Raw genomic sequence first — 14973 nt, 5'->3', positions numbered from 1 at the left:
TCGGAAAGAAGTTTCTTTATGTATTACGATCTGACCCGCGGGAAAATCTCCCGCTCTCTTATCCTGTTTGCCCTGCCGATGATCGCAGGAAATCTGTTGCAGCAGTTTTACAACATTGCCGACACCCTGATCGTCGGACGCGTTCTCGGAAGCAATGCGCTCGCCGCCGTCGGCTCCTCCTATACGCTGATGACGTTTCTGACTTCCATTTTTCTCGGCCTGTCGATGGGCGCCGGTGCGCTCTTTTCGATTTATCAGGGACGAAAAGATCTTTCTTCTTTAAAACTTTCGATTCTCCACGCGTTTCTGCTGATCCTTGCCGTTACGCTCGTGCTGAATCTCGCTGTTTATGCAGGCATCGAGCCGATCCTTACGTTTCTTCGCGTCCCGGATGAAGTCCGTCCCGGCATGCGGACGTATCTTCTGATTATCTTTGCCGGCCTTATTGCAACATCCGTATACAATTTCTTTTCCTGTATGCTGCGCGCGCTCGGAAACTCTTCTGTGCCGCTGATTTTTCTCGCTGTCTCTGCTGTGCTGAACATTGCACTGGATCTGCTCTTTGTCGCTGTACTGCCGTTCGGCATCGCAGGCGCGGCGCTCGCTACGGTTCTTGCGCAGTATGTGTCCGCCGTCGGTATTCTGCTCTATGTGCTGCTCCGCTGCCGCATGTGGCTGCCGTCAAAAAAAGAATGGCGTTTCAGCCATTCCATTTTAAAAGAGATTCTGAATCTTTCTTCGATGACCTGCATTCAGCAGTCGGTCATGAATTTCGGCATTCTGATGGTACAGGGGCTCGTCAACAGCTTCGGTCCGGCGGTCATGGCGGCATTTGCGGCCGCGGTGAAAATTGATACCTTTGCCTATCTGCCGGTGCAGGATTTCGGAAATGCCTACTCCACTTTCACCGCACAGAATTACGGGGCCGGAAATCACGAGCGGATCCGGCGCGGCACGAAAGATGCTTTTGCACTGAGCGCTGCTTTTTCCATCGTCATTTCTCTGCTTGTCAATCTGTTCGCGCATCCGCTGATGCAGATTTTCGTGAAAGCATCAGAAATGGAGGTCATCGCGATCGGCGTACAGTACCTGCGGCTGGAAGGCTCGTTCTATCTCGGCATCGGATGGCTGTTTCTGCTGTACGGGTATTACCGCGCTGTCAAACGCGCCGAGATGTCGGTTGTTCTGACCGTCATTTCGCTTGGCATGCGTGTGGCGCTGGCATACCTTTTCTCCGCCACGGCGCTTGGCGTTGCCGGAATCTGGATCGCCATTCCGATCGGCTGGGCACTGGCTGATATGACCGGACTTTTCTTCCTGCGGCGTGCATTCCGATCGCAGAAGCCTGCATAAGTTCCGAATCTTATATCGCAGTACGGTTTTCTGCGGATAAACTGCGGAACTGCCCCGGCGTCTGGTGCATGCGTTCCTGGAAGACTCGGTTAAAATAGCTGATATTTCGGAATCCGCAGTCGCTCGCAATCTTGCTGATCGCCTCCTCGGTGGAAAGCAGCAGCCGGCAGCTCTCGGCAATCCGCAGGTTATTGACATACGTCACGGCGGAAATATGCATAATCGACTTAAAGAAGCGGCAGAAAGCGCTCTCACTCATATGAAACTGGCTCGCCAGTTCCGCGATTTCGAGATCCTCACAGAAATGAGCATTCATGTATGTGAGGATCTCTTTCATTCTGCTGACACGGTAATTCGTCGAGGCATCCGTTTTTCCGCCGTTCTTTTCTGCCGCACTGTAATATCCCTGCCAGATTTTCAGAAGTTCCGCTTTTAACAGCAGCTCCCAGCCCGGTTCTTTTCTTTCCTGCAGATTTCGGATCTCCTGCATGGCCTGTGCCGTTTTTTCTGCAAGGCGTGTCCCCCGCTCTGTCTTGGATGGAAAACGGATCTCGGAGGACAGCACTGGTTCGATATACTGCTGCTGGATCCGGTCAAGCGATGTGCCGGACAGAAAACGCGGCTGGAATACAACGGCAAGAAACGTAAATTCCTGTCCGTCGATTCCCTCTACCTCATGCAGACGGTTTGCATTGACAAAGGCGGTCTCCCCTTCCCGCAGGAGAAAGGTCTCGGTATCCATATGAAAAACAGCTTCGCCCTTTACTGCATAAAAGAGCTCCACTTCCTCATGCCAGTGGCAGTACACCCGCACGGTACTCTGCAGGTCTGTCTCGAAAACGTGAATGCTCAGCGGAAAAAGCTCATCACCGTGGGGCTGTGTTTCTTTTCGGTAATTCATCTGTGAGAGCATATTTTTGTCTCCTCTCTTGTTTTGCTCTGCTGTCCCAATTGTAACACGAACTTTGCGATTCCGGCAAGTTTCCATGTTCTGCCGGCGAATCGCCCTTCCATGACCGTATTTTTCCTTCTTAAATGATAATAATTATCATATTTTATCAGCTTATTGACATTTCTTTTCATCCGCGCTATATTTTAGATACCCCGATAGGGTATGTGATTTCAAATTTTTCATCAAACTCCAGGAATACAGTCCGGCACGCTTTCGTTTCGCTGTATTCCCGGAAGAAAGCAGGTATTGTATGATTAAAACAGTCTTAAAAATTGATGGTATGATGTGCGGCATGTGCGAATCCCATATGAATGATGTAGTCCGCAAGAGCTGCTCTCCAAAGAAAGTAAACTCTTCTGCAAAAAACGGCGAGACCGTTGTCATCAGCGAAGCGCCGCTCGATATTCCGTATCTGAAACAGCAGATCAAGGACATCGGATATGAGCTGGTTTCGTATACGAGTGAGCCGTATGAAAAAAAGGGATTTTTCCATTTCGGACGATAAGCGGATTTCATGCCTTTCCTTTTGCAGTTTGTGCGTCGGAAAAAAGCACCGTTTCAGAAGTTTATTTCCTTTTGGAAATCTGCCTCTGAAACGGTGTTTTCTATTTTTTATCTATGATTTGATCAGCCGCAGCAGCATCCGCAGGACGGCGGCGTTTCTTTCTCCTCTTTTTTCGGAGATTCTGCGCCCAGATCGTACCAGGTCGGGTCGATGTAGAATCTGCGGTTGTTTCCAAGATAGATCGGATGGGTCGGGTCTGAGGACAGGTAGGCGCGCTCGGTCGAAACCTTCCACTGTGCATCCCAGTCAATCTTCGGAAGTGCCAGATCGTAGTGTGTGCTGGCGCGGAAGCCGTCTTCCTCTCCCTCAATTCTTCCCTTGGCGTCTGCCAGCGGCACGGCAAAATCTGCAAAGAAGGTGTTCACACCGTCGAAATGGCCTTCGTTGCTTCTGGAGAAGGAACTGCGGTATACCGCGTTGTTGATATTATCGAAGAGCCAGAGATTCATCTTGTCAATCTCTTCCCGCAGCTCCACCGGATACAGCTCCGGCGCGCCTTTTTTGTGCCATGGGCGGAAGTTGACCTCGAAATAAGTGGTCAGCCAGTTGTAATCGTTGTTGACTACCTTTCCCGTCGTTGTGTCGATCAGCGCCGGAACGGTCGTTCTTCCCTGGTAATCATCATCAGCACGGTAATACGCCTCAGAGAGGAACTGATCACCGAGCACCGGGTCGATGTTGTTTTCATTGTAAACGTATTCCCAGCCAAGGTTTTTCTCATGCGGGGCATGTTCTACCATATTGACGGAAATCTGATCTTCCAGGCCCTCCAGCTCTCTTACGATCGCCGCGCGGTTGGACCAGTGGCACAGCTTTGCCCAGACGAGACGGTATCTCTTATTACCTTCTGCCTTCAGATCGTTTTCACCGTCGCCGAACAGAGTCGTGAAGTGATTCGGCTGTCTGCGGAAATAGCCGTTTTTGTCGATCTCCGATACGGTTTCTTTTGGTCTTACGCGGATTTTTCTTCCATTTATAATCTCATAATCATAATTCGCCATTGATTTTCTGCCTCTCTTTCGCGTGTTCTATCGAATGAATTTTCAAATAAGAAAGCTTTTGTTTTCCTATTATTTCGCTATGTTTTCTATGCGGTTATCATACCATATCTGTCTGGTTACGTCTAATTGCTAATTCTTTGGAGTGGCTATAGGATTTTCTTATAGTAAAAGGCCAGTGCCGCATTCTCTGCAAATGGGCACTGGCCTTGTTTTCGGCGCTTTTTGTTTTTCAGATTTTTCCTTCCCGGCGCAGATACGCCAGAAAGCCGTTGCATCCCTCCACGACATCGCGGTACGTCGCCTCAAAATCTCCCGTATACCACGGATCCGCAATATCGCGGCCGGAACCGGTGAAGGAAAGAAATTTGTAAACCTTTCCATCCGGATCATTCTTCAGCATCCGGTTCAGATTGCGGATATTCGCGGTATCCATGCCGATGATGTAGTCGGCGCGCTCGTAATCCTTCCATGTAATCTGCTTTGCGTGATGCGGCACGAGCGGAATGTGCTCCTCGCGCAGTTTATTGACTGTCCCGTAGTGCGGCGGATTGCCGATCTCCTCACGGCTGGTGGCGAAGCTGTCGATTTCAAAATTGTGGGTAAGGCCGAGGGAATTTACTTTGTGGGTGAATACGCTCTCAGCAAGAGTCGAGCGGCAAATATTGCCGTGACAAATAAAGAGTACTTTTATCATTGTTGCATAACCTCGCATTTCTTAGTTTTTCTTGGTTTTTCGGGCTTTGTAAGCCTTTGTAAATTTTTGCTTTCTGGCATAACCTGGTTTATTTTCGCATAATATCGTCCGCAAAAGGTGTAAAATAAGGTGTATATTTTTCTATTTTACACCTTGCTGTTATCAATTAAAAATCGTAATTACACAATCCGAAGTCTGGCGATTTCTTCTCTGGCATCCTCAAGATTTACATGCGTATATGTATTCAGCGTTACGCTGATATCTGAGTGGCCCATCAAATATTGCAATGCTTTTGGATTCATTCCGGATTTTGCCATATTTGAGCAATAGGTGTGCCGACATACATGCGGTGTGATAACATTCATCTGTACTTTGTAAGTATTATTATATTTCTGAATGATGTGTTGAAAGTAATGCTCCCAGTGCAGAGAATAACAAATACTTCCGTTTTTATCAAAGTATAAGAATCCACTTTTTCCATCTACTATAGGTTCTGCTTTGGGCGGGTTTCGTTTTTCTATTATTTTCCGAAAGCATTCCTCTACATCTGCAGTCATAGGTATCTTTCTTGTTCCGCTGGTTGTCTTTGTTTCTTGAATATAATATCCGATTTTTGATTTTTTCTGCAATTGATGATCGATGTTGATCGTATGCTCCTTGAAATCAATATCAGAAATCGTTAAACCACAAAATTCCGAGATGCGAAGACCTGTCTTGAATAATATGTAGATTCCTTCATAATACCTGCAAAAATGAGGATCCTCCTTCACAAACCGCAGAAACTTTCGTTCCTGTGCTCTGCTGATTGCCTCTCTTGTCACACTATCATTCACGACCACTTCCATCAGCTGAAACTGAAATGGATTTTTCCTGATCAAATCATCATCCACCGCCAACTGAAATGCCGGACGAAGAACTCCTCGGATTGAATGGATGGAACTATAGCTTTTCTTTTCTACCTGCTGAAGATGTATCAGCCAACATTTTGCATCTGAAATCCGTACCGTATCAATCCTTCTTTTTCCAAATGGATCTTTCTTCAATAAATTGATAACTGTTCCGTATCCTGCAACTGTAGTAGGTCTGACACCGGTTTTGGTTGATGTATATTTTTCAACAAGTTCCAGTACCGTCATATTTCCGCCATTTGTTGCAATCTGCTCGAAATGGTCCGCCTGGATTTTTTTCTCCATCTCCCGAAGCGACAAAGTACGGCGCTTTCCTTTCGGAGTTGCATCGTTATGGTCTAAGCGCCAGCTATATACACAGTGCTCCTTTCCCATCTTATCGACATACTTAAATCGATATCTGCCATCAGATAACTGTATTTCTCCATTGTGTAATATACGTCCTCTATGATCTCTCCTTTTTTCACTCATAATATTTCGTCTCCTTCATTAAATGTTCATTTAACTTGGAAGACCGTCTCGGTTTATTCATTATACCACAAGACCTTCCCTTCGCTAAGATAAAATGAACATTATTTTTACTACTATTTTTCTATTCTGTTACTTAAACTGTACTGGCTGTATCCAGATAATCTTCAAATAATTTCCTTTTGAATCGGATATGAGAACCTACTTCCAAAATAAAATCTGCTCCTTCATTTTCACCTACGATCTGTCTTAATCTCTTTTCGCCAATTCCGTAATATTCAGCCGCTTCGGAAACATTTAAAGAATATTTCTTCCAAACAGGTATTGTTTTTTCTGTATGATTCATTCGCAGTCCTCCTCCCCTTTGTTTGTATTCAACAACTTTTTCGCTTTCTCCATTTTCATACTTGCAATCACTTCTCGTTTGCTTATGCCTCCAACATACATAGGCGTACACATTTCTAAAATACGGTCATAGATACGTCTTTTATCTAACATGGTCTCGTTTTTTATTTCTTTCAGTGGAAGATTGGTTGTGATGATTAAAGGTCGTCCCGAACGGATCCTGCGGTCTATGACACTGAAAATAATTCCTAACGCATATTCTGAATTTCGTTCCACTCCAAGATCATCAACAATCAAAAGCTGGTAAGAAGCCAATGCATTGATATATTCCGTTTTGTCTGCCAGCGGAAATATATCATCGATAATAGTATTGAAATTTGTCATCTTTACCGTTACTTCTCGTTTAAGAAGAGCATTGGCAATACACCCGGCAATATAACTTTTCCCGGTACCAACTGGTCCCCAGAACAAACAGCCTATATGATTTCTTTTCATTTCCTCCCAGTTATCAACATATTTTTTTGCCTTATGCATTACCGCATCTGACATATCTGCATTCTCAAATGTCCACTCTTCCATTCTGCTCTCGTCAAAACAGATGCTCGTATTTCTACTAACTAATTCCCGGTGCTCTTTGTCTTTAAAATATTTTTGTTCTTCTTCATACGCTTTTCTGTCACAGGCACATTGCCTGGAATGTTTCTTCATCCCCATAAATCCACCCTTGGGGAAAAATACTTCTTTCGCTTCCCCACAGACTTTGCAATATTGCAAACCATCATTGCCTACACATACAGTATCTTCTTCTCTTATCACAAACTCTCTCCTTCCCCATAGCAATAATTTACTTCATGATATTTATTTCTTTTATATTTCTCAGTTACTTTACTAGGTGCCATATTTCCGACTTCTGCACAGCCATTTTTACGACCAGATGATGGTTGCTTTTCCGGCTCTGTTGCAGCTATCTTTTCATCCGCCTTATCATCAACCGGCTGTAAAACCATCTCATCAGATGGAATTCTCACATACAAATGATTGGGTTTTGAAAATCCGCCGGACCTGCGAACCAATAATCCCATATCATCTAATTCCTTCAATGCTGTTTTTACAGAAGATTTGCATTTGCCGATTTGAACAGACAATTCCTCTATTGGAAATATCAGATAAACATTTCCATACTTGTCTATCCAGCTATTCTTTCTCGATATCCGTGCCCGGTCATACAAAATCATATAAAGAAATTTTGCATTTTGAGAGATTGACAGCTTTAACAAAAACTTCGGAAACTGGAAGTACTGAAGCATCTGCTCTGACTCCTTCATGTATTCATATTGCATTCTTTTCTCGCCTCGTTTCTATTTCTAATTGTTGTAAAAAACATTTTTCTGCCGGCTCAAAAATGTCCTTACACATATTCAAAAGATGAAGGGCATAAATACAGGCTCTTGATGAAAATTTTTATTTTTTCCTGTCAAAAATACCCTTACATAAAACGAAACGCTGAGAGGCATTTTTATAGCCCCCTGAGGAAAACTTTTTTTTATTTTTTTCGATTAATTAAATATTTGAAAACAAAAAACACTCACCTATTCCAAGTGAATGCCTTATCAAATTTCATTATTTTGTTGTCTGTAATTCTTATCCAGATATGCTTGCATATCTGCTAAAATGTAATTGCCGGCAATTATATTTTCACGTGGGTATGGGGACGTTATCTCCATCAAGTCTGCTACTCGTAAGTAATACAAAATTGTCAAAATGACAATACTGTAATACACGGGTGGATCTTGCTCTGGTTGTACACATGAATTCATACAATAATAGGCCCAAATGGGCACTTTCACCATTTGAGCCTATATATTATATGTCTTTTGGATAATAGCTAAAAAAGTAGCTGTCTAGACGGTATGTTTTTAACGTAGAATTGATTTTATGGCTGACACGGTATTTATCCATAGTATCATTGCATGCAAGTGTAAGAAATACCCAGTAAAATGCGTGGAAGATGCTGTATATTCCTCTGATCATACCTACAACTGAATATATAATCCCCAAGCAAAGTAATACCGGTAATTTGAGAATTAATTTAAATGTATCCCATAAAAAGCTCAATACGATCATGTTGAGCACCTCCTCTCTCTGAAATTTGTTTCGACTTGATGTATTTATTATAATTCATCATTCAATTCTACATTAAGTTCTCTCCGCTCTGCTGATACAATGTATATATTGGATAATTGATGAACTCTTGCATTTGCTCTTCACCATAAGAGTCAAAAATCTTTTTTGCTTCATCAAATTCTCCCAATAAGATAAATGCCCCCGCCCGATAATTGTTATTCTCTGATTTCTCAATAATCGAAAATAGTTCCGCTTTATCAGAATAACCTAGATATGTTTTTCGGATCTTAATTTGGTATTTATTGATAATACAAACTTCTCTTCCAATCAATTTAGGATGCTCCTGAAGCCAATCATTTATTTTTTTTGCTGTAACTAGTAGTTCATCATTTTTTGATTTATCATATGCCTTTATCATTTCGAGCATCAAAAGATTTGCCTCGTTGATTATTTCCTCTGAACATGGTAATAATTTAAAATCATCAGCAATCATTGGAAGACGTATATTATCATATTTTAAGAAATCGGCCATAGTCATTACGGTAAACTGTGAAATTCGTGTTGCTTTATCACCATCTTTCCAATAAGACTCCAGATGCTCTCCAAAATAATCATGCATATAATAGTATCCATCAGTGTGTTTGATATATATAACACCTAATGAAATATTTGATATTTTTAATAATTGAAGGCACTCTAATTGTCTCTCTTCCTCTCGAACGGGTTTATGTTTGCCATGTGCAGCAATCAAGAAATTAAGATTTTTCTCATCCTCCTCACTGAAATTCTCAATTTCTAAATCTTTTTTAACATGCATAGATTTCAACAAATCCAAAATATACTTTAACCAACTCAATCTATTAGAATACCCTTGTATTTTTTCTTCAAAGTGTTTTTCTTTTAGAAGGATTGAAATATGAGTATTTTCAATCTCATATCCATTATTGGCGTAAACCGCTTGGATAAACTCGAATCCTTTAATTTGTTCTCGTAAAGTACCTTTGACATCGATATGAATTGTGGTTTTGATAGATGATTCATTTGCATCTGCAACTACCGGTGTTGTCATCGTTAGACAATTACCAATAATCAATTTCGTATCAAATGCACTATGTAAAACAAGATAATGATTATAGTATTCTATTCCGTTAACAAAAATTTTCTTATCAAATTTCTGACATGTTGTAACCTGTGTAATATTCTGATGTTGTTCAACTGGAATCCCTATAGGATTGCCTTTAATATTTGCATATAATGTAATTGATTTGCCTTCCATTACCTGTGGAATTGTATTTGGAGATATCTCTTTTCCTACATGAGTAACGTGAAAACTGAGGCTTTCCATTATTCCCTTTCGGTTCAATTCGTCTATCGTTGGCAACCTTTTCCCTGCAAAACTTTTTTGTCTTTGAGCATCATTATATGCGTTAAGAACTACTTCTATTTTTTCTTTATTATCTGATGGAAAACTGAAAAAATCTATGGAATAAGAGTCCTGCGTTTGCTCCAGTATTTTCATAATTCTAATAGGCAAAAGATCTGCGTAGTATATTTGAAGTGCTTCACCTGTCTCTTTTTCAATATACACAACAAAGAACAATGTTCCACCATCCATCATGTATGCTTTTAAATCATCATATTTGACCCGATATTTAATTTTATCTTTCACCGATTTTGTCTTGACAGCTTTCCCCTTAACCTGAGTAGGTATTCTTTTAATATTCTTCTTCGAATGTCTGGAATTTTCATGTATATAAATATTGCCATCCCAACACGGTTCTTTATCTCCATCATTTATAAATCCACTCAACGTATCTGTTTTAGATATTGAAGATACGATTGCACTGGTTGCTATTTTTTCTAAATCCATCCATTAATCCTCAATTCTGTTGTTCTAAAAGAGAAACTATATACTTCATTACTTTGTCCTTGTCTTTGTCATTTAATCGATCATAAAGAAGTGAATAGTTGATCATTCTAATTTCAGAATTGCCAAGAAACGCTTCGAACTCTATCTCCGGAAATTCATCCGCAAATCCATATAACAATTCATTCGCACTTACCTTATACATCTCTGCAAACTTTGTAATCTCCTCAGCCCAGACCAGTCTTTTGTCTGATTCTATTGCACTTAAAGTCGTTCGAGACATCTCCATCTTTTCAGCTGCAGCACCCTGTCGAATCTTGGCATCTTTTCTTGCTTTTTTTAATCTTTCTCCAATTGTACGTTTCATCTTCGCCTCCAAAATGTCAGATATACTTACTTCTTTCAATATATCATATCCCATCCAATTTGTCAGCATTCCCGACTATTATACATAAAAAATAACGGGTAGCACGAATGCTATCCGTTGTTTTCTAAAGGATTATTTTGCAAGTCGAGGTCTTCTGGAATCTATGTAAATCATGTAGATGTATTAGAAAAGCACTGGATTTATAAGGCTTTGTCCAAAAAGTACGCGTCCTGCCTTGGCAAACGAAAAGCTTTAGAATAGGTTTCGTGATTTATCGCTTTATTCCAAGATTTGCCCCATTTTACGGGATTTCTTGGCATTTCTCTTTTTTCATTATTTTTGCCAAAGTTTACTACACTTTGGAAAGATTTAGCAAGTACATCTACAAATGTAGTAGTCGAAATAGTAGTAAAACCGGGATGGTTGACTACAAAGATTTTTCCCTTTTGCTCAACATTACATACACACCCGTGCTATCCTTCTCAATCGGATATCCCCAGTTTATCAAAGTAACCACCACATCTTCTAATCCATCTGACAATACATTTCCACGTATCATATACATTGAAATTGCAGACATAATAGAATGGACATCCCCCGCTGAAAGATTATCCTTATCTTCCATCAATAAGCGCATTCTTTTCTCTGCTTCATCGCAATTCTTATCTGTGTTTAGATAGTAGTCGGCAGCTTGTCCGTGTGCATGAATTATTCCTGCATTCGATGCTCTTAATATAAACTCTTGATATAACTCAATATTGTGGTCAATGACAAAAGATCTATCCATATAGATTTTAATCACGTCACACCAAGTTTTAAGTCTATCGTCACTAGATAAAATCCTCTGAATGTCTTTATCCATATCTTTTGTTCTTTGTACCTGGTCGATACGTTCTTCATCTATGGATTTTTGCATTTCAATAATTTCTGCTGAATATCTTTGCCTATATTCTAGTCTAATCTCGTCCGGGATATCAGTTTCCCATTCATCAACGGTATCAATAAAACGCTGTAAATTCGTAAGCGAAAGAAACGCATATCTATATAACTCCTCACACTCTTCATTTTCGTCAGAATGACCATTAACATTTCTATCCTCCGTAAGTTGCTCTATTGCCTTTCTTGTTTCAACTTTGGACGGGAATATATATGAACATTTATGAATAACCTCCGATATAAATGTTACATCCATATCGTCAATTTCATAGTTTTCGATACCTCTTGTTCTCATTATTTTATATGCAGGCTTATACTTTGCTGGAGAATATTTTACAGCTATCTGAGTCTTCTCATATAACTGATTTTTCCAATCTTCAACAGCAACCATCTTCAAATAGTCCTGACACGCATTACATCTTATTTTTTTTATATCTGAAATTCGATTTCGTATATGCATACTTAATCCCCCCCAAACATAATAATAAAAAAGGGCATATAACCTCTTGGCTATACACCCTTATCTACGAAATTAACAATTGCACTGTTCAGCAATTGCAAACTCCTTGCAAGCATTAACCATTTGGGTTGACACTCTTTCGGCTGCGTAGTCATCCATTTTCACTGCGAAAATGATTCCAACTGCAGACGCACCAAGGGCAACAACAAACTTCCAGTCGATTGTGACGGATAAGTTACTCATAGCACTACCTCCTTTCTGAAGCCCACGCTTCAATTACCTCGGTATGCCATGTTGCCCATTCCAATATAAATTGGAATACTATAGAATATCACAATCATCCTGTTTGTCAATACTTTTTTATAATAACATACACCTCTAAAATAAACCACACAAAAATAACGCCCGGCCTAAGCCAAAGCGCCACTTTCTGCTATATTAAATTATCTTGAACTGTTTCTGGAAAACGCCTTTGCATTGCTCTTCTTCGGGAGTTTGACACATTGAAATCAAAAAAAGTACCTCAAAGCCTTGGCTTAACAGTGATAAGGAACTAATTTACTTATCAACTGTTAGCTGACGGTTTCCGGGGTGCATACGGATAAATCCCGTCTGATTTCTAACAGGAAGTCAGACGGGATTTTCGCTTTATATTACGAATTATGGAGGACATACCATGAAAACCTTAATATCTTGTGCCTACAATATGGATAACTGCTGTGTAGAACTGAAATTCGCCGATAGCAGCATGATTGCGATTGATACCATTGCAGTGGAGAACGAGGTTGCCGACAATATGTATCAACGGTCAGAGCTTGACTATCTGATTTATAATGACCCGATTGGATATGCAGACCTTATCTTGAACGGCGATCCCGAAACCTATTTGAAAACTGTAACAGAATACAAGCCTTTGGATAGCTGACAACATGCTGCCCGCAGGAGAAAATCCTGCGGGCGTTTTTCTGTTTATATTATTTTCCACCGTTGGATCTCAGTTTTGGAAAGAAAATGACTATCTTAAAGCCCTTTCCCCACTGGGAAGTAGCTCCAGACGAAGGTTTAGATCGTCAGCCATCTTCTTAACTAGGTAAAGCCCTATACCAGTAGCTTTCTTTCGGCTGTCAGTAGAATCCCCGGTAAAGCCCTTTTGAAAAATATACGGCAGATCATATTTTTTTACACCAATGCCGTTATCCTCAACAGAAAGGACATCTGCGGTCTCCGAATGTATCATGGAAATCATTAGCATGGGACTATCGCTGCTATATTTGATGGAATTGCTCACGATTTGTCCCAACATAAACTGAATCCCTCTACGGTCTGTATAAACTGTTTCATATTGCAGTTTGTTGAGAATTACAAACTGCTTTTCTTCCAGAAGTGGGGCATAGTCCTCCAGAACTTCCCCCAAGCAGTCATTCAAATTGACATCTTCAAACCGATAATCCTTTGTACTGCTCTTTAACCGGGCATAGTAAAGCATCTGCGTGACATTCTCCTGAAGTTGACTACGGACATAATCCAACTTAGCTTGCAGGGAAGGCGATATTTCGTCGATTCGGTTATCCAAAAGCATGGTCAGCAACGACAGGGGCGTTTTCGCTTCATGTGCCCAGCCTTCCACATATTCTTCATAGTCCCGTAGGGCATCTGCCATACTGCTGCTCTCATTTTTGTGTTCCTGTAAAACTGAGGCCAGAAGCCGGATAGATTCTCCTTCTTCCCGGCTGATGACACTGAGCAGCCTTTCCTCGTTGCAGATGGTAGGATCACTGAGGAAATCCCGGAACAGCTCCCGGCGGGTGGTCTCCCGCTTGTTTAGTACAAACAGGATCGCTGAAAACAGAAGGATGCTTGTCAGAACCACTAACTCAATCAAGGTCTGAAATGCCTGAATGTCAGAAATCCAAAGAATGATAAAACAAAAGCAATCCACCCCCAGCAGCAACAGCAGCCAAGGGTAGTACCGTTCTATTATGCGCCAAAACTGCTTCATGGAGATACCTCCGCTTCCAAACGATAGCCCATCCCACGAACCGCAACGATTCGTTGCTTCATCTCCAGACCGGACATCGTCTTTTTCAACCGGGTCAGGTTAACCTGCAAGGCATTTTCGTCTATGTATTCTGTGGTTCCCCATAGTGCTAAGCAAAGCTGCTCCGTCGTGACCAGAGCATCACCACTGGCCAAAAGAGCAACCAACAGTTTTCCCTGATTTTTGGGAAGCACCACAGAGGTGTTATGAATATAAAGTGTGTAAGTCTGCTGATCCAACAAGAAATCCAATCCCTCTATGAGGTTGGTACGGCCTTCATACCTTTTGAGAATATTGGATACCCTGGCAAGAAGCCGGTCTTTTCTGCACGGCTTCGTCAAATATTCATCTGCACCCAACTGGAACGCTTGCAGTTCATCCTTTACCTGGTCTCTGGAAGTCAGCACCAGGACGGGGATAGCGGTTTTATTCTTTAGCTCCTGGCAGATTTGAAAGCCACTGATCTCCGGCAAATTCAGGTCTAAGATCACAAGGTCAGGGCGGAGGGCTGCCAAGAGCCGAGCGGCATCTTCAAACTCGGTGATTGCCTCCACAAGATACCCGTCCTTTTGGAGCATATTGCAGAGTTCTTCCCGCATATAGACTTCATCTTCCACAACAGCAATTCTTTTCACGACAGCACCTCCTTCCCAATTATTCTTCTCTCTGCGACTGCATCAGTGTCAGCAAATACCGATCACTGGAGTGCTTGACCACTCTCATATAAATATATTCTATCACGCAAAGCAGCAAAATCATAGCAGTAGATACAAGTAGCATTTCAGACACTGTCCCACGGGTTCGGGACGAGAGTATCCCTGTAAACAACGCTCTGACTCCAAACAGACTGCTGACAGCTGCAACCAATACAGGAAGTCCCATAAACCACGCAATC

Annotated in this window: 16 protein-coding genes and 1 pseudogene; 3 read left to right on the top strand and 14 right to left on the bottom strand. The window is 41.5% G+C overall.

Annotated elements, in window-relative coordinates; genetic code table 11:
• The first annotated feature begins 18 nt into the window (after positions 1-18).
• Entirely contained in the window at positions 19-1353 is a 1335-nt protein-coding gene (locus DXA55_RS09195) for an MATE family efflux transporter (RefSeq protein ID WP_022461056.1), read from the top strand.
• Between the two features lie 10 nt (positions 1354-1363).
• Here the strand turns inward: DXA55_RS09195 and DXA55_RS09190 are convergent, their stop codons facing one another.
• Positions 1364-2266 carry an AraC family transcriptional regulator gene (locus DXA55_RS09190; protein WP_055228413.1) on the bottom strand — a complete coding sequence of 301 codons (903 nt, stop codon included), beginning with the start codon at positions 2264-2266 and terminating at the stop codon, positions 1364-1366.
• A gap of 289 nt (positions 2267-2555) precedes the next feature.
• Between DXA55_RS09190 and DXA55_RS09185 the strand changes: the two genes are divergently transcribed.
• A complete protein-coding gene (locus DXA55_RS09185; protein WP_022461058.1) occupies positions 2556-2810 on the top strand; it encodes a heavy-metal-associated domain-containing protein in 255 nt (84 codons plus the stop codon).
• Between the two features lie 122 nt (positions 2811-2932).
• Here DXA55_RS09185 and DXA55_RS09180 read toward each other — a convergent pair whose 3' ends face one another.
• From DXA55_RS09180 to DXA55_RS09125, 10 genes are all read right to left on the bottom strand, one after another.
• A complete protein-coding gene (locus DXA55_RS09180; RefSeq protein WP_117813861.1) occupies positions 2933-3871 on the bottom strand; it encodes a hypothetical protein in 939 nt (312 codons plus the stop codon).
• 229 nt (positions 3872-4100) lie between these two features.
• Positions 4101-4565, bottom strand: coding sequence for a low molecular weight protein-tyrosine-phosphatase (locus DXA55_RS09175; RefSeq protein WP_117814003.1), 465 nt, complete (start codon positions 4563-4565; stop codon positions 4101-4103).
• A 179-nt stretch (positions 4566-4744) separates the two neighbouring features.
• Complete coding sequence (locus DXA55_RS09170; protein WP_117813859.1) at positions 4745-5944, bottom strand: site-specific integrase; 1200 nt, start codon at positions 5942-5944, stop codon at positions 4745-4747.
• A gap of 133 nt (positions 5945-6077) precedes the next feature.
• Positions 6078-6287 (bottom strand): MerR family transcriptional regulator, encoded by a 210-nt coding sequence (locus DXA55_RS09165; protein WP_117813857.1) that lies wholly within the window; start codon positions 6285-6287, stop codon positions 6078-6080.
• Positions 6284-7099, bottom strand: a complete 816-nt coding sequence (locus tag DXA55_RS09160) for an ATP-binding protein (protein ID WP_117814001.1) — start codon at positions 7097-7099, stop codon at positions 6284-6286. The genes DXA55_RS09165 and DXA55_RS09160 overlap by 4 nt, the downstream gene beginning before the upstream one ends.
• The gene (locus DXA55_RS09155; protein WP_117813855.1) at positions 7099-7626 is read right to left on the bottom strand and encodes a replication initiator protein A; all 528 of its coding nucleotides are present in this window, start codon (positions 7624-7626) and stop codon (positions 7099-7101) included. The genes DXA55_RS09160 and DXA55_RS09155 overlap by 1 nt, the downstream gene beginning before the upstream one ends.
• 851 nt (positions 7627-8477) lie before the next feature.
• On the bottom strand, positions 8478-10280 hold the full coding sequence (locus tag DXA55_RS09140; RefSeq protein WP_023922612.1) for a hypothetical protein: 1803 nt from the start codon (positions 10278-10280) through the stop codon (positions 8478-8480).
• Positions 10281-10290: 10 nt separating this feature from the next.
• Positions 10291-10644 carry a helix-turn-helix domain-containing protein gene (locus DXA55_RS09135; protein WP_023922613.1) on the bottom strand — a complete coding sequence of 118 codons (354 nt, stop codon included), beginning with the start codon at positions 10642-10644 and terminating at the stop codon, positions 10291-10293.
• A gap of 427 nt (positions 10645-11071) precedes the next feature.
• Positions 11072-11971: a hypothetical protein gene (locus DXA55_RS09130; protein ID WP_023922614.1), complete on the bottom strand. Its 900-nt coding sequence runs from the start codon at positions 11969-11971 to the stop codon at positions 11072-11074.
• 141 nt (positions 11972-12112) lie between these two features.
• Entirely contained in the window at positions 12113-12283 is a 171-nt protein-coding gene (locus DXA55_RS09125) for a hypothetical protein (protein ID WP_023922615.1), read from the bottom strand.
• Positions 12284-12716: 433 nt separating this feature from the next.
• Between DXA55_RS09125 and DXA55_RS09120 the strand changes: the two genes are divergently transcribed.
• A complete protein-coding gene (locus DXA55_RS09120; RefSeq protein WP_117813853.1) occupies positions 12717-12965 on the top strand; it encodes a DUF6061 family protein in 249 nt (82 codons plus the stop codon).
• 90 nt (positions 12966-13055) lie between these two features.
• On the opposite strand, the gene DXA55_RS09115 is transcribed toward DXA55_RS09120, so the two are convergent.
• The 3 genes and pseudogenes from DXA55_RS09115 to DXA55_RS17410 form a co-directional block, all read right to left on the bottom strand.
• On the bottom strand, positions 13056-14039 hold the full coding sequence (locus tag DXA55_RS09115; RefSeq protein ID WP_242998447.1) for a sensor histidine kinase: 984 nt from the start codon (positions 14037-14039) through the stop codon (positions 13056-13058).
• The gene (locus DXA55_RS09110) at positions 14036-14713 is read right to left on the bottom strand and encodes a response regulator transcription factor (protein ID WP_023922618.1); all 678 of its coding nucleotides are present in this window, start codon (positions 14711-14713) and stop codon (positions 14036-14038) included. The genes DXA55_RS09115 and DXA55_RS09110 overlap by 4 nt, the downstream gene beginning before the upstream one ends.
• 19 nt (positions 14714-14732) lie before the next feature.
• Positions 14733-14973, bottom strand: a pseudogene (locus DXA55_RS17410) (ABC transporter permease); the annotation flags it as partial.

Origin of the sequence: Blautia sp. OF03-13 (assembly GCF_003460685.1) — a bacterium.
Lineage (GTDB): Bacteria > Bacillota > Clostridia > Lachnospirales > Lachnospiraceae > Fusicatenibacter > Fusicatenibacter saccharivorans.
Note: the sequence above shows the minus strand (reverse complement) of the source record. Positions and strands in the feature narration are given on the sequence as shown.